At 65.9% G+C, this 19,102-nt stretch carries 19 protein-coding genes; 12 read left to right on the top strand and 7 right to left on the bottom strand.

Annotated features, from left to right (window positions below; genetic code table 11):
• Positions 1-2: 2 nt before the first annotated feature.
• Positions 3-1,271: a lipoprotein-releasing ABC transporter permease subunit gene (locus tag ACFPQ5_RS08385; protein ID WP_379753481.1), complete on the bottom strand. Its 1,269-nt coding sequence runs from the start codon at positions 1,269-1,271 to the stop codon at positions 3-5.
• 148 nt (positions 1,272-1,419) lie between these two features.
• Between ACFPQ5_RS08385 and ACFPQ5_RS08380 the strand changes: the two genes are divergently transcribed.
• From ACFPQ5_RS08380 to ACFPQ5_RS08365, 4 genes are all read left to right on the top strand, one after another.
• Complete coding sequence (locus ACFPQ5_RS08380) at positions 1,420-2,445, top strand: hypothetical protein (RefSeq protein ID WP_379753478.1); 1,026 nt, start codon at positions 1,420-1,422, stop codon at positions 2,443-2,445.
• Positions 2,442-4,139, top strand: a complete 1,698-nt coding sequence (recJ, locus tag ACFPQ5_RS08375; RefSeq protein WP_379753475.1) for a single-stranded-DNA-specific exonuclease RecJ — start codon at positions 2,442-2,444, stop codon at positions 4,137-4,139. The genes ACFPQ5_RS08380 and recJ overlap by 4 nt, the downstream gene beginning before the upstream one ends.
• 83 nt (positions 4,140-4,222) lie before the next feature.
• Positions 4,223-4,954, top strand: a complete 732-nt coding sequence (locus ACFPQ5_RS08370) for an SDR family NAD(P)-dependent oxidoreductase (RefSeq protein ID WP_379753472.1) — start codon at positions 4,223-4,225, stop codon at positions 4,952-4,954.
• Between the two features lie 38 nt (positions 4,955-4,992).
• Entirely contained in the window at positions 4,993-5,997 is a 1,005-nt protein-coding gene (locus ACFPQ5_RS08365) for a Bug family tripartite tricarboxylate transporter substrate binding protein (protein ID WP_379753469.1), read from the top strand.
• Between the two features lie 132 nt (positions 5,998-6,129).
• Here ACFPQ5_RS08365 and ACFPQ5_RS08360 read toward each other — a convergent pair whose 3' ends face one another.
• Complete coding sequence (locus ACFPQ5_RS08360; protein ID WP_379753466.1) at positions 6,130-6,588, bottom strand: YybH family protein; 459 nt, start codon at positions 6,586-6,588, stop codon at positions 6,130-6,132.
• Positions 6,589-6,723: 135 nt separating this feature from the next.
• Between ACFPQ5_RS08360 and ACFPQ5_RS08355 the strand changes: the two genes are divergently transcribed.
• The 4 genes from ACFPQ5_RS08355 to ACFPQ5_RS08340 all read left to right on the top strand — a co-directional run bounded on the left by ACFPQ5_RS08355 (position 6,724) and on the right by ACFPQ5_RS08340 (position 9,989).
• Positions 6,724-7,161 carry an MbcA/ParS/Xre antitoxin family protein gene (locus tag ACFPQ5_RS08355; protein WP_379753463.1) on the top strand — a complete coding sequence of 146 codons (438 nt, stop codon included), beginning with the start codon at positions 6,724-6,726 and terminating at the stop codon, positions 7,159-7,161.
• 2 nt (positions 7,162-7,163) lie between these two features.
• A complete protein-coding gene (locus tag ACFPQ5_RS08350) occupies positions 7,164-7,856 on the top strand; it encodes an RES family NAD+ phosphorylase (RefSeq protein WP_379753460.1) in 693 nt (230 codons plus the stop codon).
• 15 nt (positions 7,857-7,871) lie between these two features.
• A complete protein-coding gene (locus tag ACFPQ5_RS08345) occupies positions 7,872-8,192 on the top strand; it encodes a DUF2288 domain-containing protein (RefSeq protein ID WP_379753457.1) in 321 nt (106 codons plus the stop codon).
• 183 nt (positions 8,193-8,375) lie between these two features.
• Complete coding sequence (locus ACFPQ5_RS08340) at positions 8,376-9,989, top strand: methyl-accepting chemotaxis protein (protein WP_379753454.1); 1,614 nt, start codon at positions 8,376-8,378, stop codon at positions 9,987-9,989.
• A gap of 21 nt (positions 9,990-10,010) precedes the next feature.
• On the opposite strand, the gene ACFPQ5_RS08335 is transcribed toward ACFPQ5_RS08340, so the two are convergent.
• Positions 10,011-10,178 (bottom strand): hypothetical protein, encoded by a 168-nt coding sequence (locus ACFPQ5_RS08335; protein ID WP_379753451.1) that lies wholly within the window; start codon positions 10,176-10,178, stop codon positions 10,011-10,013.
• Positions 10,175-10,411, bottom strand: coding sequence for a methyl-accepting chemotaxis protein (locus ACFPQ5_RS08330; RefSeq protein ID WP_379753448.1), 237 nt, complete (start codon positions 10,409-10,411; stop codon positions 10,175-10,177). The genes ACFPQ5_RS08335 and ACFPQ5_RS08330 overlap by 4 nt, the downstream gene beginning before the upstream one ends.
• A gap of 196 nt (positions 10,412-10,607) precedes the next feature.
• Here ACFPQ5_RS08330 and ACFPQ5_RS08325 point away from each other — a divergent pair, with 196 nt between their 5' ends.
• A complete protein-coding gene (locus ACFPQ5_RS08325) occupies positions 10,608-11,357 on the top strand; it encodes a GAF domain-containing protein (RefSeq protein ID WP_379753445.1) in 750 nt (249 codons plus the stop codon).
• A 205-nt stretch (positions 11,358-11,562) separates the two neighbouring features.
• Here the strand turns inward: ACFPQ5_RS08325 and ACFPQ5_RS08320 are convergent, their stop codons facing one another.
• Together ACFPQ5_RS08320 and ACFPQ5_RS08315 are read right to left on the bottom strand one after the other, a co-directional pair.
• Positions 11,563-11,940, bottom strand: coding sequence for a tetratricopeptide repeat protein (locus ACFPQ5_RS08320; RefSeq protein WP_379753441.1), 378 nt, complete (start codon positions 11,938-11,940; stop codon positions 11,563-11,565).
• Entirely contained in the window at positions 11,937-13,946 is a 2,010-nt protein-coding gene (locus ACFPQ5_RS08315) for a bifunctional 2',3'-cyclic-nucleotide 2'-phosphodiesterase/3'-nucleotidase (RefSeq protein WP_379753439.1), read from the bottom strand. The genes ACFPQ5_RS08320 and ACFPQ5_RS08315 overlap by 4 nt, the downstream gene beginning before the upstream one ends.
• A 139-nt stretch (positions 13,947-14,085) precedes the next feature.
• On the opposite strand from ACFPQ5_RS08315, the gene prfB reads away from it, so the two are divergent.
• The 3 genes from prfB to lysS all read left to right on the top strand — a co-directional run bounded on the left by prfB (position 14,086) and on the right by lysS (position 17,444).
• Positions 14,086-15,208, top strand: a protein-coding gene (gene prfB, locus ACFPQ5_RS08310; RefSeq protein ID WP_379753436.1) for a peptide chain release factor 2 whose coding sequence is annotated in 2 segments (ribosomal slippage) — positions 14,086-14,166 and positions 14,168-15,208 — 1,122 coding nt in all. Because the reading frame shifts where the segments join, the coding sequence is not laid out codon by codon here.
• Entirely contained in the window at positions 15,208-15,864 is a 657-nt protein-coding gene (locus ACFPQ5_RS08305) for an HAD family hydrolase (RefSeq protein ID WP_379760038.1), read from the top strand. Before prfB ends, ACFPQ5_RS08305 begins: the two co-directional genes overlap by 1 nt.
• 26 nt (positions 15,865-15,890) lie before the next feature.
• On the top strand, positions 15,891-17,444 hold the full coding sequence (gene lysS, locus ACFPQ5_RS08300; protein WP_379753433.1) for a lysine--tRNA ligase: 1,554 nt from the start codon (positions 15,891-15,893) through the stop codon (positions 17,442-17,444).
• Between the two features lie 192 nt (positions 17,445-17,636).
• Here lysS and ppnN read toward each other — a convergent pair whose 3' ends face one another.
• Positions 17,637-19,007 carry a nucleotide 5'-monophosphate nucleosidase PpnN gene (gene ppnN, locus ACFPQ5_RS08295; RefSeq protein ID WP_379753430.1) on the bottom strand — a complete coding sequence of 457 codons (1,371 nt, stop codon included), beginning with the start codon at positions 19,005-19,007 and terminating at the stop codon, positions 17,637-17,639.
• Positions 19,008-19,102 lie beyond the last annotated feature (95 nt).

Raw genomic sequence — 19,102 nt, 5'->3', positions numbered from 1 at the left:
CTTCATTCGTAGCGCAGCGCCTGCGCCGGTTTCACGCGCGCGCCCGCCCAGCTCGGGTAGAGGGTCGCCAGGAAGGCCAGCAGCACGGCCAGACCGCCGATGCTGGCCACGTCCGGCCAGCGCAACTCGGACGGGATCTCGCTGATCAGGTAGATCTCTTTGGAGAGGAACTGGATGCCCAGCAGGCGCTCGATAAAGGGCACGATCACGTCGACGTTCAGCGCCACCGTCACACCCAGCAGCACACCGAGCGCGCTGCCGAGCAGGCCGACCAGGGTGCCCTGCACGATGAAGATCTTCATGATCGAGCGCTTCGATGCGCCCAGGGTGCGCAGGATCGCGATGTCGGACTGCTTGTCCTTCACCGTCATCACCAGGGTCGAGACCAGGTTGAAGGCGGCCACCGCGATGATCATCGCCAGGATGATGAACATCATGCGCTTTTGCGACTCCACCGCCGCGAACCAGACCGGGTTCACCTGCGACCAGTCGCGCAGCACGACCTCGCTGCCGAGCGTGCGGCGCAGCTCGGACGCCACGCGCGGCGCCGCGTGCATGTCGCGCAGGTGCAGGCGCACGCCGGCCGGGCCTTCGATGCGCGCGGTCGTGACGGCGTCGTCCAGGTGGGCGAAAGCGAGCGTGGAATCGAATTCGTAGTGGCCGGCTTCGAAGATGCCGACCACGGTAAAGGCCTGGGTGCGCGGCGCGCTTGGTGCCCCGCCGGCATTGCCCACGGTGCCCAGCAACATGGTGACGCGCTCGCCGACGCCCACCTCGAGCGACTTGGCCAGCGCGCTGCCCAGCACCACGTTCATCGAACCGGGCGTCAGCTTGTCCAGGCTGCCCTGGCGCATCTGGCGCGCCACTTCGGACACCTTCGATTCTTCGCTCGGGATGATCCCGCGCAGGAGGGCCGGCTTCATCACGCCGTCGCGCAGCAGCATGCCCTGCACGTCGGCGAAGGGCGCGCTTGCCACGACCTGCGGATTCTTCGCGGCTTCGCGCCCGACCGCGCGCCAGTCCGGCATGGCGCCGCGCACATCGTAGACCTCGACGTGCGCCAGCACCGACAACATGCGGTCGGTGACTTCCTTCTGGAAGCCGTTCATCACCGACAGCACGACGATCAGCGCGGCGACGCCGAGGGCGATGCCGGCCACCGAGATCATCGAAATGAAGGAAATGAAGCGGTTGCGGCCGCTGCGCTTGCCGGCGCGCGTGTAGCGCAGGCCGACCAAAGCTTCATACGGCAGCTTGTAGATGATGCTCATGAATTTAAGTGTTTGACAACCGACCCCGCAGTTTGCCACAAGAAGCTCATCCGTGACAGCACGCGAGGAAACGATTTGCTCTCCGAGATCGCCTTCGGGACGGCCCACGGCGTCGCTTGCCGGTCCCATTTGGCCTACAATGTCGGGTATGTCCCAGCTTACCGTCGTCCTTCCCTTCGCCCTTCCCATTCCCGAGTTCGCTCCCGACCTGGTGCGCTCCCTGCAGGCGCCTGCACTGGGCGCCCTGCTGAGCCGCACCAGCAGCCGCCAGCGCGTGCCGCTGAACGATGCGGTGCGCGCCTTGCCGCACGAGCAATGGCTGGCGAAGGCGCTCGGGCTGGCAGACGGCGGCGGTCCGGCCTGGGCCGCCGCCGCGATGCGTCGCTTCGGCGTCAAGCCAGAGGCCGGCACCTGGTTCATCGTCAATCCGATCCACATCGAGATCGCGCGCACCCACCTGATGATGGGCGACCCGCGCCACCTGGGTTTATCCGAGCCCGAGTCCCGTGCGCTGTTCGATACCGCCCTGCCCTATTTCGAAGAAGCGGGTCACACGCTGGTCTACGGCGACGCCGGCACCTGGTTCATGCGCGCCGACGACTGGGCGGGCCTGGACACCGCCACGCCCGAGGCCGCGCTGGGCATGGACCTGACCGACTGGATGCCGGCCGGCGAACGCGCGGCGGCTTTCCGCCGCCTGCAGAACGAAGTGCAGATCCTGTGGCACACGCACCCGGTGAACGCGGTGCGGGAGGCGCGCCGGCTGCCGCCGGTGAATGCCTTCTGGGCCTGGGGCGCGGCCGATGCCGGCCGGCTGCCGGCGCCGAACGCGCCGACACTCGCCGTCCTCGATGACGGCGGCGTGGTCGAGCACCTGGCCGACGCCCGCGTCGAAGACCTGGCGCAGTTCGCCGCGGGGATCGATGGCGACACCATCCTGTACTGCGCCAGCGCCGCCCCTTACGCCGTCGGCGCCGACTGGGGCGGCTGGATCGCCCAGCTGCAGCAACTTGAAGCCGCGCTGTTCGCACCCATCTTGGATGCCTTGATGAAGCGTCGCCTGCGCGAAGTGCGCCTGGTGCTGAGCCACCGCGACGCGCTTGCCGAATTCACCACCACCGCCATGGCGCAACGCGCCTTCTGGCGCCGTATCAGCCTGGATAGCCTGCTTTGAAAACCCGTATCGCCACCCGTCCCTGCCCTTTCCGCCAGTCCGAACTGCTGCGCCAGGGCGGGGTGCACCCTGTTCTGGCCCGCATCTACGCCGCGCGCGGCCTGGTCGACGTGCGCGAGCTGTCCTGCGAGCTCACCGCCCTGGTGCCGCCCAGCGGCCTGAAACACATCGATGCGGCGGCCGTGTTCCTGGCCGACGCCATCGCGGCGCGTAAAAAAATGACCATCGTCGCCGACTACGACTGCGACGGCGCCACCGCCTGCGCCACCGCCCTGCGCGGCCTGCGCGCGATGGGCGCCGAGGTCGATTACATCGTGCCCGACCGCGTCGTGCACGGCTACGGCCTGACGCCCGACATCGTCGAGCTGACCGTGCGCGAAAAGGCGCCCGACATCATCGTCACCGTCGACAACGGCATCGCCAGCGTCGACGGCGTCTTGGAGGCGAACCGGCGCGGCATCGAGGTCGTCGTCACCGACCACCACCTGCCGGGCGACACGCTGCCGCCGGCACGCGTGATCGTCAATCCGAACCAGCCGGAATGCGGCTTCCCAAGTAAAAACCTGGCCGGCGTCGGCGTGGTCTTCTACGTGCTGCTAGCCCTGCGCGCAGAACTGCGCCGACGCGGCGTGTTCGATGCCCAGACCCAGCCAAAGCTGGACAACCTGCTCGACCTGGTGGCCCTGGGCACGGTGGCCGACGTGGTGAAACTCGACGCCAACAACCGCATCCTGGTCGCGCAAGGCATCAAGCGCATGCGCGCCGGCCGCATGCACGCGGGCGTGGCGGCCCTGTTCCGCGTGGCCGGACGCGAGGCGCGCAATGCCTCGCCCTTCGACCTGGGGTTCGCCGTCGGCCCGCGCCTGAACGCGGCCGGGCGCCTCGAAGACATGGCGCTCGGGATCGAGTGCCTGACCACCGACGACGAGGGCCGCGCCTGGGCCATCGCCCAGCAGCTCAACGAGATCAACCTGAAGCGGCGCGAGATCGAGGCCGAGATGCAGGACACGGCCCTGCTGCACCTCGATGCCTTCGAGCCCGCGGACTCCAGCACCATCGCCGTCTTCGACGAAGGCTGGCACCAGGGCGTGATCGGCATCGTCGCCTCGCGCCTGAAGGAGAAATTCTTCCGCCCGACGATCACCTTCGCGCCGGGCGGCGCGGGGCTGATCAAGGGGTCGGGACGCTCGATCCCGGGTTTCCACATGCGCGACGCGCTCGACCTGGTGTCGAAGAAGGTGCCGGGCCTGATCGAGAAGTTCGGCGGCCACGCGATGGCGGCGGGACTCACCATCAGGGCCGACTCCTTCGACGCCTTCCAGCAGGCCTTCGAGGCCGTCGGGCGCGCCTGGCTGACCCAGGCCCAGCTCGAGCGCGTCGTCGAGACCGACGGGCCGCTGGAGGACGAGTTCTATTCGACCACCTTCATCGAGTTGTGCGACGGGCAGGTCTGGGGCCAGGGTTTCGCGCCGCCCGTGTTCTGCGACGAATTCCGCGTGCTGAGCCAGCGCATCCTGAAAGAGAAGCACCTCAAGCTGCTGCTGGAGCGGAACGGGCGGCGCTACGATGCGATCTGGTTCGGGCATACCGAAGGGCTGGGCGACCGGGCGCGCGTGGCGTTCAGGCTCGATGCGAACGAGTACAACGGGGTGACCAAGGTGCAGCTGCTGGTGGAGCACGCAGAGCCGGTGTGACAGCCGCTCATCAACCGCTATCGACATGCTAATATCGACCCGTGCCGGGTATCGTGGCCCGGCCGTTTCGAGGAGCGCAATGCATGATCGAAGCACGGCAGTTCACCCTGGTTACCGGCGGCAGTTCCGGCATCGGCCGCGCCATCTGCGAAGCCTTGCTGGCGCAGGGCCGCAGCGTCCTCAATCTCGATTACCGCGCCCCCGCCTGGCACCATGACCAGCTGGTCTCGCTGCAGGCCGACCTGACGAAGCAGGACGCCATCGAAGCGGCCGCGCACGAGATCGCGTCGAAGTACACGGTCATCGCCCTCGTCAACAACGCCGGCGCCACCCGCCCCGGCAGCATCGATACCGCGAATATGGCCGACCTCGACGACGTCGTCGGCCTGCACCTGCGCGCGCCCATCCTGCTGACCCAGGCCTGCCTGCCGGCGCTGCGTGCAAGCGGCCAGGGCCGCATCGTCAACATCTCCTCGCGCGCGGCGCTCGGCAAGCCCGAACGCATCGTGTATTCCGCCACCAAGGCCGGCCTGATCGGCCTGACGCGCACCCTGGCCCAGGAACTGGGCGCCGACGGCATCACCGTCAACGCGGTCGCTCCGGGCCCGATCGCCACGGAGCTCTTCAAGAACAGCAATCCCGAAGGCGCGCCGCAGACGCAGCGCATCCTCGACAGCATCCTCGTCAAGCGCCTCGGCACGCCCGAAGACGTGGCGCGTGCAGCGCTCTTTTTCCTGGCGCCGGAAAACGGCTTCGTCACCGGCCAGGTGCTCTACGTCTGCGGCGGCACCACGTTGGGCGTCGCACCGATCTGAATATCCCTTCAACCACAACAACATCCTGGAGACCCACCATGAAGACTCTCGCACAGACTTTCGCACCCAAGCGCCGCACCCTCGCCCTGGCCATGCTGGCCACCGGCGCCCTCGCGCTGGCGCCGCTCGCCGCCCAGGCCCAGGCCTTCCCGTCGAAAGGCCTGACCATGATCGTGCCCTTCTCGCCCGGCGGCACCACAGACATCCTGGCGCGCGTGGTCGGCGGGTTCATGGCCAAGGACCTGGGCCAGCCGGTCATCATCGACAACCGCCCCGGCGCCGGCGGCAACATCGGCGCCCAGATGGTGGCGCGCGCGGCGCCGGACGGCTACACGATCCTGATGGGCACCGTCGGCACCCACGCGATCAACCAGAGCCTGTACAAGAAGATGCCCTTCGATCCGATCAAGGATTTCGCGCCGGTCTCGCGCGTGGCGCTGGTGCCGAACCTGCTGGTGGCAAATCCATCGCAACCCTTCAAGACGGTCAAGGAACTGATCGCCTATGCAAAAGCCAATCCGGGCAAGGTGACCTTCGCCTCGTCCGGCAGCGGCACCTCGATCCACCTGTCGGGCGAGATGTTCCAGCAGATGGCGGGCGTCGAGATGCAGCACATCCCATATAAAGGCAGTGCGCCGGCCCTGACCGACCTGTTGGGCGGCCAGACAGCCATCATGTTCGACAACATGCCGTCGGTGATCGGCCACGTCCGCGCCGGCAAGCTGCGTCCGATCGCGGTCACCACGCCGACCCGCTCGCCGGCCCTGCCGGACGTGCCGACGATTGCCGAATCGGGCGTGCCGGGCTACAGCGCCACGTCCTGGTTCGGCATCCTGGCCCCGGCCGGAACGCCGGCGCCGGTGATCGCGAAGCTGAATGCCTCGATCCTGAAAGCGCTGGCCGATCCGGAAGTGAAGAAGAAGCTGGCCGAGCAAGGCGCCGAGCCGCATGGGGAGAAGCCGGAGCAGTTCGCGGAGTTCATTCGCAGCGAGACGGCGAAGTGGGGGCAGACGGTGAAGGTGTCGGGCGCGACGGCGGATTAATCGAGCGCTGAAAACGCGTGGAGTCGGGACTCCGGTGAACCCGTCATTGAGGCCATTGGCCTCAATGACCCCTACGGGTACCGATAATCGTAGGGTGGAGTCCTGACTCCACGCGTGACGGCGCCAAGATAATCAGCGCCCGCAATCGCACCCGCGATCGAACACTACCCGCCAGGTCCCCGGCCCTTCCAGCCGCCAGACCGAATTGAAACGCCCCACCTGCTTGCCCGCCGCATCGCGCACCGGCCCGCTGCTGAACGCCAGCGTTCCCGAAGCCAGCACCTCGACCTCTTCGGGATCCCAGGAAAACGGCGCATCCGGCTTGTCGAAATACGGCCGCCAGCCCTCGGCCACGTCTTCCTTGCCGCGCAATGCGCCGCCCGGCCGCATGAACACCGCCTCGCGCGACAGGTGGTCGGTGAAGGCATCGAAGTCGCGCCTGGCCATGCTGGCGGCAAACGCGCGCTCGGCCGCGATCACCTGCTGGCGCAGGTCGCCGGGCGCCACGCGCGAACCGCGCGCGACGGCGAGCGCCGCAGCCGCAACGCACCCCAGTACCAGTAAGAAGAGCCCCGCCGAACGCCAACGCATAGGAGTACCTTTCCTTTCGAACATTTTCCTTTCGACAACTCGGCGCCAATTCTGTCATGGTGCACACGGCTTGACAACCGTCAGTTGCAGCCACTCCGGAAACGGAGTATAAATACTCCAGAATTGGAGGACACGATGAACCTGGCCTATTCCTATCCGAAAAGCCGCTTCGAGCCGGCCGTGCTGGTGGACCTGAATTCGCGCGCCGAGCGCGAGCGCCTGTCGAAGTCGGCCCTGACCGGCTTCTTCAAGCTGGCCGGCGCCTGGCAGCTGCGCGACGAAGATGCGCGCGAGCTCCTCGGCGGGCTGGGCGCCTCTTCTTTCTACGACTGGAAGAAGAACCCGGACCGGGTGCTCGAGGTCGACCGCATCACCCGCATTTCCTACCTGCTCGGCATCTACAAGGCCCTGCACATCCTGTACGGCGACAAGCTGGCCGACGAATGGGTGCACCTGCCCAACACCAACATCATCTTCGGCGGCCGCACGCCGCTCGCCGTGATGCTGGGCGGCGGCCTGCTGGCCATGCAGACGGTGCGCCAGCTGCTCGACGCGCGCCGCGGAGGCCTCTGATCTTGGCGGCCGCGCACAAACTGCCCGCGCTGACGGCGCTGCGCCAGTTCGACACCTGCCGCCTGCTGCCCTCGCGTTTCGCCGACCTCGAGGATTCGGTGCTGGCCCCGCTCGCCGACAGCGACGCCACCCTGCGCGACCTGTTCGACCTCGACAACGCCACCAACGAGCGCCTGCGCGGAGAAGCCGGCCTGCTGCCCGGGATCGGCGTGGACGAACTGGTGTTCGGCGTGCCGAACTTCCGCATCATCAATGCGGCCTATACCTATGCCCGGCCCGAAGGCAGCCGCTTCAACGACGGCCGGCGCGGCGCCTGGTACTGCGCCTTCGACGTCGAAACAGCGCTGGCAGAAGTCAGCTTCCATAAAACCGTCGAATACCAGGAAATCGATCGCTTCGACGACAACGTCACCTACCAGGCGATGCTGGCCGACTTCAACGCGGGCTTTCACGACATCCGCGGCATGGGGGCCTTCGCCAGATGCCTCGACCCCAGCAGCTACGTCGCCTCGCAAGAGCTGGCCAATACCCTCCTCGAGCTCGGCTCCATGGGCGTGATCTACCCGAGCGTGCGTGCGCCGCAGGGCACCAACCTCGCCTGCTTCCGTCCTGCGCTGGTGGGCAATGTGCGCAAGGGAGCTGCCTATCGGTTAACATGGGCGGGTTCGCCGCTTCCGACGGTCGAACTCATCTGATCCACGAGCAAAAGCATGCAAACCAAGCCCGAAAACGACACCGAACTGCACGACAAAATCAACCGCGAAACCGGCCGCATCGCCTGGAGCGAGCTGGAGCGCCACTTCGCCCAGGGCAACGTGATCTACGTCAGCGAAGAACTCGACCTGATCGACGTCGCCGTCCGCATCTCGCACGACGACAAGGACCACATCAGCCGCTGGATGAGCGAGGGCAAGGTCGCCAAGGTATCCGACCTGCAGGCCCAGACCTGGAGCGCCAGCGGCGTCGCCCTGTGGGCCTCGGTCGTCCATCCCTTCATCCTCGTCCAGCCCGAAAAGAAGCAGTTGCACTAATTGCACATCAATTGCAACATCGCTATCACGCGATGTTGCAATTTTGCTGCATGGCATCATTTATTCCTGCAAGACTGGTATACTTCCCCTGACAGCGGACTGCAGGCGTTCCCACGCAGGACAGCCGCTGACCGTCTGCAGTCGAACCGCGGCCCAGCGCCGCTCTATCATCGGGAATCCAACGTGAAGAACCTCAAGATCGGTGTCCGCCTGGGCGCCGGATTTGCCCTCGTCCTCGCCCTGCTGCTGGCGGTGACCGTCACCGCCCTGCTGCGCATGCAGGAAGCCGGCGACATGACCAGCCGCCTCGTGCACACCAGCATCAAGAACCAGCGCAACGTGGCCGAATGGGGCAAGCTGATCGAGCTGAACAGCGCCAACCTGGAAACCGCCTATGTGACCGAGGACACGGCCGTGATCGACCGCATCGAAGCGCGCATGAAGGCCGTGTCGGCGCGTTCCACCGAATTGCAGAACGAAGTCGAAGGCTCGCTGCGCAACGAAGGCGTGCGCGCCCAGTTCGCGCGCGTCAAGGCCGCGCGCGACCCTTACCTGAAGGCGCGCGGCGCGCTGCTGGCCGCCAAGCGCGCCGGCGACGTGCAGGGCGCGGACCGTATCTACGCCCAGGAGCTGATGCCGCTGAGCGAGGCCTTCCTGGCCGAGATGAACAAACTCGCCAGGATGCAGATCGAAGCGGCCGACGGCGTCGCGACCTCGATCCTCGACTCTTATTCGAATACCCGCATCATCCTGATCGTCCTGGGCCTGAGCGCCCTGCTGATCGGGATCGGCGGCGCCTACGTCATCACCCGTTCGATCACCGTGCCGCTGCGCCATGCGGTCGGCTTCGCCCAGCGCGTCGCGCGCGGCGACCTGACGAGCCGCGCCGCCGCCACCGAGCGCGACGAGACCGGCGACCTGCTGCGCGCGCTCGCCAGCATGTCGAAGGCGCTGGCCGACATCGTCGGTAACGTGCGCAGCGGTACCGGCGCCATCGCCACCGCATCGAACGAGATCGCCAGCGGCAATGCGGACCTCTCGGCCCGTACCGAACAGCAGGCCGGTTCGCTCGAAGAAACCGCCTCCTCGATGGAAGAACTGACCTCGACCGTACGCCAGAACGCCGACAACGCCCGCGAAGCCAACAAGCTGGCCAAGAACGCGGCCGCGATCGCCGGCGAAGGCGGCGCCGTGGTAGCCGAAGTGGTGGCGACCATGGGTTCGATCAACGAGTCCTCGCGCAAGATCGTCGACATCATTTCGGTCATCGACGGCATCGCCTTCCAGACCAATATCCTGGCCCTGAACGCGGCCGTGGAAGCGGCGCGTGCCGGCGAACAGGGCCGCGGCTTCGCGGTCGTCGCCGGAGAGGTACGCAACCTGGCCCAGCGTTCGGCCAGCGCCGCCAAGGAGATCAAGGCCCTGATCGACGACTCGGTCGGGAACGTGGAAGCGGGTGCCAGGCAGGTCGACCGCGCCGGCGCCACCATGAACGACATCGTGCGCAGCATCGAGCACGTGACCAGCATCATGGCCGACATCGCCAACGCCAGCGAAGAGCAAAGCGCCGGCATCGAGCAGGTCAACAGCGCGATCGTCGACATGGACAGCGTCACCCAGCAGAACGCGGCCCTGGTCGAACAGGCCGCCGCCGCGGCGGAATCGATGCAGGACCAGGCCGCGCGCCTGGCCCAGCTGGTCAGCACCTTCAAGCTGGACGAGGCGGCCGGCGCTCCCGCGGCCCGCACGCCTGCACGCGCAGCCGGCGTACATCAGCTGGCGCTGGCCGCCGTCTAAATCCCCGCGGCCGACGCCGGCTCAGGCCGGGACCAGCGCCCTGCCGCGTCCCTGCTCTTCCAGCTGGAAGGTATTCACGACGCCGGCCAGCTGGTCGGCCTGCAGGCGCACGATGGCCTGGTCCACCTGCTCGATGCCCGCGCTCTGCAAGCGCGTCGCGTCAAGGATCTGGCCAATGATGTCGGTCACGCGCTGCCCCCCGTCACCACCTTGCGCATGGTCTCGCCGGCCTGGCCGACCAGCACCGTGCCGGCGCCGACCTCGCTCATCGGGTCTTCGATCAGCACCTTGATCTCGCGCGCCGCCGCGGCCGCCGCGTTCAGGGCCAGGATATCGGCTTGGAACGCGACGCCGTCGATGACGGAAATGATGTCCTCGATGCGGCGCGCGGATTCGTGAATCAGGTTCCTGGTTGCGACCACGCCGTCGACCGCGGCGCCGCCCTGTGGCCCGGATCCGGTTTATTGACGAAATCGCACAGGATTTCGAATGATCAATTTCTATATTGCAACGAGAAGTCACGACTTTGTTGCTTTGATCATCACTTTTCGTTGAGTGCAAGGAAGTACCGAATAGATTCATCAAATCAGCTATACTTCAATAAACTTAGGAATATTGATGAACAGCAATTTAATGGAAGAGGATCCCATCCTGACCACCAGTGCCGCCGCGCGCCTGCTCGGCGTGGCGACCAGTACTGTGCAGCTGTGGATGGAAAGCGGCGCCATCGAATCATGGAAAACGCCGGGCGGCCACCGCCGCACGCGCGAGAGCCATATCCGCGCTCTGATGAACCGGGTGTCGGGCCAGCCGGGCGCGCCGGAACGGCGCCTGCCGCCGACGCCGACCGATCCCGAATTCCTGCCCAATCCCGAGCCGGGCTTCCCGGTGCCCGATGACGAAGCCCAGCGCCTTGCCGCGCTGGCCGCCACCGGCCTGGTGGACACCCCGCAGGAAGAACGCTTCGACCGCATCGTGCGCCTGGCCTCGAAAGTGACCGAGTCGCCGATCGCCCTGATCTCGCTGCTGACGGCGCGCCGCCAGTGGTTCAAGGCGCGCGTCGGCCTGCCGGCCCAGCAGACGCCGCGCGAGTGGGCCTTCTGCACCCATGCGATCCTGCAGGACGGTCCTTTCGTGGTGGAAGACGCGATCAGCGACGCCCGCTTCTCCGGCAACCCGCTGGTGCTGGCCGCCCCGCACATGCGCTTCTACGCCGGCGTGCCACTGCGCGACCGCGCGGGCAATGCGATGGGAACCCTGTGCGTGATCGACCGCGAACCGCGCAAGCTGCGCGCGGCGGAACTGGAAGCGCTGGTGGATCTCGCGGCGATTGCGGCCAACGAGATCGAGGCCTCTGGCGAGAATTGATCGTCGGTGGGCACGGAGCGCCCACCCTACCTTACTACTGACGTTGCTAAAACGTAGGGTGGGCGCCCCGTGCCCACCAAAACGCGGCGTCATTGGTGGCGTGTGTATCAACGACGTCCAGGCGTAAACATGACGCCGCCCCGTGGTGGGCACGGGGCGCCCGATAAAACCGTGGTCGAGGCCATTGGCCTCGACCACCCCTACCCTACTGATGCTGCAAAGCGTGCTCCGCCTGGCGCATCAGCAGCTCCGCCTTGCGCGGGTCCGGTTCGCGCAGCGCCAGTTCCTGCAAGGCGGCCGGATGGCCGGCCTCCGCGGCCTGCTCCAGCCAGCGCCGCGCCGCCGCCTCGTCGCGCGGCACGCCCTCTCCCGCCGCCAGCATGTTCGACAGCGTAAACATCGCCTGCGGCAGACCGGCGCGCGCGGCCTGCTCCATCAGGCGCGCCGCCTGCGCCGCATCGGGCGCGACGCCGGTGCCGTTGCGGTAGCCGAGCGCCTGCTGGTAGGCCGCCTGTGCATTCCGCACCGGCTCGGCGGCCTGCGCGGCGCTTGCCAGCGCCAGCGCCAGCAGCAGCGCCCTCACTTCGACAGATCCAGTTCGTACAGCGCGAAGCCCTTGCCCAGGCCGTCGTCGGCCTTGGCTTCGCGCACGTTCTCCAGCCCGGCTTCGCGCGCCAGCCCGATCATGCCGGGAGCCGAATGGAAGACCACGGGACCGGCCGACTTCACCTGCGCGAAACGCCAGCTGCGCGTACTGCCGTGCGCGGCGCGGCTCAGCTTTTTCACGTCGCGGATATAGGCGATCAGCACGTCGCGGCTGGTATCGGGCGAGGCGACGACGGTCTTGCTGCCGTCCAGGCCGGGGAAGTTGCCGCCGCCGCTGGCGCGGTAGTTGTTGGTGGCGACGATGAATTCCTGATTCGGCTCGACCGGCACGCCGCGCAGCGCCAGCTTGCGGATGCGCGATCCCGGCGGCTGCGTGACGTCGATCTCGTAGCTGATCTCGCTGGAGGTCGGCGTGTCGAAGTTATAGCTCGGCACCGAGGCGTTGACCAGTTCCTGCGGGCCCGTCTTGTTCGGGTCGATCGTATTGAAGCGGCGCGCCGAGGTCTCGAGCCAGGCTTTCAGGCCCGCGCCGTCGATCTTCACCGCGTACAGCGCGTTCGGGTACAGGTAGAGGTCGGCCGCGTTGTTCAGGGCCAGGTTGCCGGCCGGGACGTCGGTGAAGTCGAAGGCGCCGGCCAGGCCGCTCTTGAACGGCGCCGACATCGACAGCACCGGCAGCTTCGCGTATTGCGGCAGGTTGGCGGCGATGTACTTTTTCACGTAGTCCGTCTGGGCCGCGTTGACGACCTGCAGCGCCGACGGGTCGCCCACGTCCGCGAAGTAGGTCGTCATGCGGAAGTCCGTGCTGCCCACCGGCGTCTTCACGTAGGCGATGGTCGCCTCGTGCTCGGCGCGGATCAGGTCCATCACGGCCGGGTCGGCCGCGACGAAGCTTTTATCCGCATTCTGCGCCGCGCGCGCTTCGACCACGGTCTTGTCCTTCTCGACCGTCCAGCGCTTGCCGTCGGCGCGCAGCTGCAGCGCGATCACGCCCAGGTGCTTGCCCCACAAATTCGCCATCACGGTCGGCACGCCGTGCACCAGGCCCCTGGCCTTGTCGACGCCCGGCAGGTTGAATTGCGGCGCGGTGCTGGCCGCGTTCGGGAACAGCTGGTGCGAGTGACCGAGCAGCATCGCGTCCACGCCCGGCACCTGGGCCAGGTACCAGCCGGCGTTTTCCATCTGCGGCGTGTAGGGATTGGCATCCAGGCCGCCGTGGGCGATCGCCACCACGATGTCGGCGCCTTTCTTGCGCATCTCGGGGATGTACTTCAGGGCCGCCTCGCGCACGCCCGTGGTGTAGACCTTCCCTTCCAGCCAGCGCTTGTCCCAGGACATGATGGTCGGCGGCGTGAAGCCGATGATGCCGACCTTGACTGTTGCCGTGATCGGCTTGCCATTCGCGTCCTGCGCGCTGAGCTTCTTCTCGACGATGCGGTAAGGGGCGAACAGCGGCTGCTTCGTTTTGACGCTGTAGACGTTGGCCAGCACCTGCGGGAAAGCGGGGCCGGCGCAGCGCTTGGGCTGCGCGACGCCGGCCACCTTGAAGCGGTTACCCGTCACCTGGCTCAGGTAGGCCAGGCCATAGTTGAATTCATGGTTGCCGATCGAGGCGCCGTCATACTTGAGCGCATTCATGACCTTGTAGATGCCGAGCGTCTGCTCGCAGCCCAGCGGTTTCACCAGCGCCTGCCAGTCGGCCAGCGCATTGCCCTGGATCGTGTCGCCGTTGTCGAACAGGACGGTGTTCGGGAACTCGGCCCGTGCCTGCGCGATCAGGCGCGCCGTGCGGTCCAGGCCGATCGAAGGCTCGGCGGCCAGCTTGAAATAGTCGTAGCCGACCACGTTCGAATGCAGGTCGGTGGTTTCCAGCACGGCCAGCGTGGCGCTGGCGCCTTTCGGAGCGGCAGGTGCCGCGAGAGCCAGGGCTGGCAGGGTGGCGAGGACGGCAATGCCGATCTGGCAAGGTTTCAGGTGGCGCATGGGGGATTCTTCAGATGGAAGGCAAGTGAAATTCGGCCGATGATACGGCAGTCGCGGCCAGTGCAGCAAGGCGCACCGGCCCGTGGGGCGCTGGGGTATAATCGAAGGTTCGATTCAACTCATTAAAAATGCCAAGATCATGGAAGCTGAACGCATCAACGCCATCGCCGCCCTGCTGAACGACCTCACCGGTCGCGAAGCCGAACTTCGGAGGTATCTTTGACTTCGATCGGAAGGCAGAGAAACTAGAGCAGGTCAACGAAGAACTCGAAGATCCGACCGTCTGGAACGACCAGAAACGGGCGCTGGATCTCGGTAAAGAAAAGAAGGCGCTCGAAGGCGTCGTGCTCACGCTCGAGAAGGCGAAAGCCGACCTCGCGGACAGTGCCGACCTGTTCGAGATGGGCCGCGAAGAAGGCGACGACGACACCATCGAGGCGGTCGAAGCCGACCTCGAAGGCATCAAGACCGTCATCGAGCAGATGGAATTCCGCCGCATGTTCAGCAACCCGATGGACCATGCGAACTGCTTCATCGACATCCAGGCCGGCGCCGGCGGCACCGAAGCCCAGGACTGGGCCTCGATGCTGCTGCGCCAGTACCTGCGCTACTGCGAGCGCAAGGGCTTCAAGGCCGAGGTGATGGAAATGTCCGAGGGCGAGGTTGCCGGCATCAAGACCGCGACCATCAAGGTCGAGGGCGAGTACGCCTACGGCCACCTGCGCACCGAGACCGGCGTGCACCGCCTGGTCCGCAAGTCGCCGTTCGACTCGGCCAATGGCCGCCACACCTCGTTCACCTCGCTGTTCGTGTATCCGGAAGTCGACGAATCCTTCGAGATCGAGATCAACCCGGCCGACGTGCGCATCGATACCTACCGCGCGTCGGGCGCCGGCGGCCAGCACATCAACAAGACCGACTCCGCGGTGCGCCTGACGCACGCCCCGTCGGGCATCGTCGTGCAGTGCCAGAACGACCGTTCCCAGCACCGCAACAAGGCCGAAGCCTTCGACATGCTGCGTGCGAAGCTGTTCGAACTCGAGATGCGCAAGCGCATGAGCGAGCAGCAGAAGCTGGAAGACTCGAAGACCGACGTCGGCTGGGGCCACCAGATCCGTTCCTACGTGCTCGACCAGTCGCGCATCAAGGACTTGCGTACCGGCTTCGAGACCGGCAACACCAAGAACGTGCTGGACGGCGACCTGGACGATTTCATCTCGGCCTCGCTGAAGCAGGGCGTCGGTGCGGGCGCGAGCGCATGATGGCAAAGCGTGCCCTGATCTTCGACATGGACGGCACCATCGTCGACAACATGGCCTTCCATACGCAATCGTGGATCACCTTCTTCGAGCGCCGCGGCCGCGCCATTGATGCGGACGAATTCTTCCGCACCACGGCCGGTCGCCAGGGCAAGGAGATCATCCGTTCCCACATGGGCGAGCACCTGGACGACGATGAAGTCGCCGTGCTCAACCACGAGAAGGAAGCCGTGTACCGCGAGCTGTATGCGCCGCACCTGAAGGCCGTCGCAGGCTTCGAAGACCTGATCGCCGACGCGCGCTCGCAGGGGATCGCACTCGCGGTCGGTACCGCCGCGCCGCCGGCCAACGTCGAGTTCACGCTCGACGGCCTGGACCTGCGCCGCCATTTCGAAACGATCGTCGGCGCCACGGACGTCCCGCGCGGGAAACCGCATCCGGACGTGTTCCTGGAAGCGGCGAAACGCTGCGGCGCCGAACCGGCCGACTGCATCGTCTTCGAAGATGCGCCCCTGGGCGTGGAAGCCGCGCGCCGCGCCGGCATGCGCGTGGTGGTGATCACCACGACCCTGCCGCGCGAAGCTTTCGCCGAATTCGACAACGTGATCGCCATCGTCGACGATTTCGAGAGCCTGTCGCTCGAATCGCTCTTCGCCTGAACAAACCAACAAGAGTTGAACCAACCATGACTACGGAAAACCAAGAGAACACGACGCCTGCCGCATCTGCACCACCGGCGGCGTCCGATGAAAACAAGATCATGACCGAGCGCCGCGCCAAGCTGGCCGCCATTCGTGAAAAAGGCGTCGCCTTCCCGAACGACTTCAAGCCGCAGCACAAGGCGGCCGAACTGGTCGAGCAGTACGGCGCCCTGTCGCGTGAGGAGCTGGAAGAAAAAGCCATCCCCGTGGTGCTGGCCGGCCGCATGATGCTGAAACGCGAAGCCGGCAAGAAGGCCGCTTTCGCCACGCTGCAGGATTCGTCGGGCGTGCGCGCCGACGGCCGCATCCAGATCTACGTGACCCTGGACGCCACCGGCGAAGCCGCGATGGAAGCCTTCCGCACCTACGACCTGGGCGACATCCTGGGCGTGGAAGGCACGCTGTTCAAGACCAAGGTCGACGAGCTGACCATCAAGGTGACGACCCTGCGCCTGGTGACCAAGTCGCTGCGCCCGCTGCCCGATAAATTCCACGGCCTGGCGGACCAGGAGACGAAATATCGCCAGCGCTACGTCGACCTGATCATGAACGAAGAGACGCGCCGCACCTTCAAGGCGCGTACCGCCGCGCTGTCGTCGATGCGCCGCTTCATGGAAAAGAACGGCTTCATGGAAGTCGAGACCCCGATGCTGCACCCAATTCCGGGCGGCGCCGCGGCCAAGCCTTTCATCACCCACCACAACGCGCTCGACATGCAGATGTTCCTGCGTATCGCGCCCGAGCTGTACCTGAAGCGCCTGGTGGTCGGCGGCTTCGACCGCGTGTTCGAGGTGAACCGCAACTTCCGTAACGAGGGCGTGTCGATCCGTCACAATCCTGAATTCACGATGATGGAGTTCTACGCGGCCTACACCGACTACAGCTGGATCATGGACTTCACCGAAGCCGTGATCCGCCAGGCGGCGATCGACGCCCAGGGCACGGCCGTGTTGAACTACGGCGGCCGCGAGCTCGACCTGTCGAAGCCGTTCCGCCGCCTGACCATCGTCCAGGCGATCAACACCTACGCGCCGCACTACACGGCCGAGCAGCTGGACGACGCCGAGTTCATCAAGGCGGAGCTGAAGAAGTTCGGCGTCAAGCCTTTCGCCACCGCGGGCCTGGGCGCGCTGCAGCTGGCCCTGTTCGAAGAGACGGCCGAAGCCCAGCTGTGGGAGCCGACCTTCATCATCGACTACCCGGTCGAAGTCTCGCCGCTGGCGCGCGCCTCCGACAGCCGTGACGGCATCACCGAGCGTTTCGAGCTCTTCATGGTGGGCCGCGAGATCGCCAACGGCTTCTCCGAGCTGAACGATCCGGAAGACCAGGCGGCGCGTTTCCTGTCGCAGGTGGAAGCCAAGGATGCCGGGGACGAAGAGGCGATGTACTACGACGCCGACTACATCCGCGCGCTGGAATACGGCATGCCGCCGGCCGGTGGCTGCGGTATCGGCATCGACCGTTTGATCATGATCCTGACGGATTCGCCGAATATTCGCGACGTGCTGTTGTTCCCGCACTTGCGTAAGGAAGACTGATCGCTTGATCGGATAAGAAACGGGACGCCAAGGCGTCCCGTTTCTTTTGTTGGCTGCGGTTGTGGCGTAAGGTGGGCGGGTCTCCCGCCCACGCGGCGATACGTGGCGGCGAGATCGTCGAACACGACATCGGCGCCCGTCCCGATACCGCGTGGGCGGGGAACCCGCCCACCTTACGTCCCGGCGCCCGCTCTATTGAACGATCGTATAGCAAGGCACATACGCCTTGCCCGGCAGTTTCATGCGGCTCTGCTCCACGAACGACGCCAGCAGCGCATCCATCGGCCCCATGATGTCCGGATCCCCGTGGATCTCGTACTTCCCGTGCTTCTCGATCTCGCGGATCCCTTCTTCCTTCACGTTCCCCGCCACCACCCCCGAAAACGCCCGGCGCAGGTTCGCGGCCAGCAGGTGCGTCTCCTGGTTCTTGTGCAGCGACAGGTTGCGCATGTTCTCGTGGGTCGGCTTGAAGGGCTTCTGGAATTCCTGGTCGATCTTCAGGCGCCAGTTGAAGTAATAGGCGTCGCTCTTTTCCTTGCGGTACTCGCGCACCAGCTTGATCCCGGCGTGCATCTCGCGCGCGACCGCGTCCGGGTCGTCGATGATGATCTTGTAGCGCGCCTGGGCGCGCGGGCCCAGCGTGTGGGCGATGAAGCCGTCGATCTGTTCGAAGTATTCGCGCGCCGTCGCCGGCCCCGTAAACACCAGCGGGAACGGCATCTCGGCATTGTCCGGATGGAGCAGGATGCCGAGGATGTAGAGGATCTCTTCGGCGGTGCCGGCGCCGCCCGGGAACACGACGATGCCGTGGCCGGTGCGGACAAAGGCTTCCAGGCGCTTCTCGATGTCCGGCATGATGACCAGGTCGTTGACGATCGGGTTCGGCGATTCGGCGGCGATGATGCCGGGTTCGGAGATGCCGAGGTAGCGTCCGCCGTGAAGGCGCTGCTTGGAGTGGCCGATGGCCGCGCCCTTCATCGGGCCCTTCATCGCGCCCGGGCCGCAGCCGGTGCAGATGTCGAGTTCGCGCAGGCCGAGGGCGTAGCCGACTTCTTTCGAATAGTTGTATTCGATGCGGTTGATCGAGTGGCCGCCCCAGCACACGACCAGGTTCGGATTGCGCTGCGGCTGCAGGACGTTGGCGTTGCGCAGGATGTGGAACACCGCGTCGGTGATGCCTTCCGGTTTGCTCAGGTTGAATTTCGGGTTTTCGGTGATCTCGAAATGGACGTAGACGATGTCGCGCAGGACGGCGAACAGGTGTTCGTGGATGCCCTTGATCATCTTGCCGTCGACGAAAGCGATGGCCGGGGCGCCGCGGATGTCGAGCTTGATGCCGCGCTCGCGCTGGATGATGCTGATCTCGAAGCTGCTGTAGCGCTCGAGCAGTTCCTTGCCGTCGTCGATCGAACTGCCGCAGTTCAGGACCGCGAGCGCGCACTTGCGGAAAATATTGTAGAGGCCGCCCTGGCTGGTATCGAGCAGCTTGGCCACTTCGGCCTTCGACAGCACTTCGAGCCGGCCTTCGGGGGAAATCAGGGTATCGATGACTTCGTAGTTCATGCAGTTCTTCCTTTCTAATGCGCCGGGAATAAAGGCTTCCGGAAATAATGCTGGCCGTTTCACCAATATACGACAAAGGCGCCGGGGACGCCGGC

The sequence above is a fragment of the Massilia suwonensis genome, from assembly GCF_042655665.1.
GTDB classification, from domain to species: domain Bacteria; phylum Pseudomonadota; class Gammaproteobacteria; order Burkholderiales; family Burkholderiaceae_D; genus Telluria; species Telluria suwonensis.
The sequence above is the reverse complement of the archived record's forward strand: the minus strand, read 5'-3'. Positions and strand labels throughout refer to the sequence as shown.

Bases quoted from the DNA above. Each gene is read 5' to 3' on its own strand.
- ACFPQ5_RS08355 (WP_379753463.1), top strand. From the start codon at position 6,724: ATGAACCTGGCCTATTCCTATCCGAAAAGCCGCTTCGAGCCGGCCGTG.
- lysS (WP_379753433.1), top strand. From the start codon at position 15,891: ATGACTACGGAAAACCAAGAGAACACGACGCCTGCCGCATCTGCACCA.
- ACFPQ5_RS08325 (WP_379753445.1), top strand. From the start codon at position 10,608: ATGAACAGCAATTTAATGGAAGAGGATCCCATCCTGACCACCAGTGCC.
- ACFPQ5_RS08315 (WP_379753439.1), bottom strand. From the start codon at position 13,946: ATGCGCCACCTGAAACCTTGCCAGATCGGCATTGCCGTCCTCGCCACC.
- ACFPQ5_RS08380 (WP_379753478.1), top strand. From the start codon at position 1,420: ATGTCCCAGCTTACCGTCGTCCTTCCCTTCGCCCTTCCCATTCCCGAG.
- ACFPQ5_RS08360 (WP_379753466.1), bottom strand. From the start codon at position 6,588: ATGCGTTGGCGTTCGGCGGGGCTCTTCTTACTGGTACTGGGGTGCGTT.
- ACFPQ5_RS08370 (WP_379753472.1), top strand. From the start codon at position 4,223: ATGATCGAAGCACGGCAGTTCACCCTGGTTACCGGCGGCAGTTCCGGC.
- ACFPQ5_RS08345 (WP_379753457.1), top strand. From the start codon at position 7,872: ATGCAAACCAAGCCCGAAAACGACACCGAACTGCACGACAAAATCAAC.
- ppnN (WP_379753430.1), bottom strand. From the start codon at position 19,007: ATGAACTACGAAGTCATCGATACCCTGATTTCCCCCGAAGGCCGGCTC.
- ACFPQ5_RS08385 (WP_379753481.1), bottom strand. From the start codon at position 1,271: ATGAGCATCATCTACAAGCTGCCGTATGAAGCTTTGGTCGGCCTGCGC.
- ACFPQ5_RS08365 (WP_379753469.1), top strand. From the start codon at position 4,993: ATGAAGACTCTCGCACAGACTTTCGCACCCAAGCGCCGCACCCTCGCC.
- ACFPQ5_RS08305 (WP_379760038.1), top strand. From the start codon at position 15,208: ATGGCAAAGCGTGCCCTGATCTTCGACATGGACGGCACCATCGTCGAC.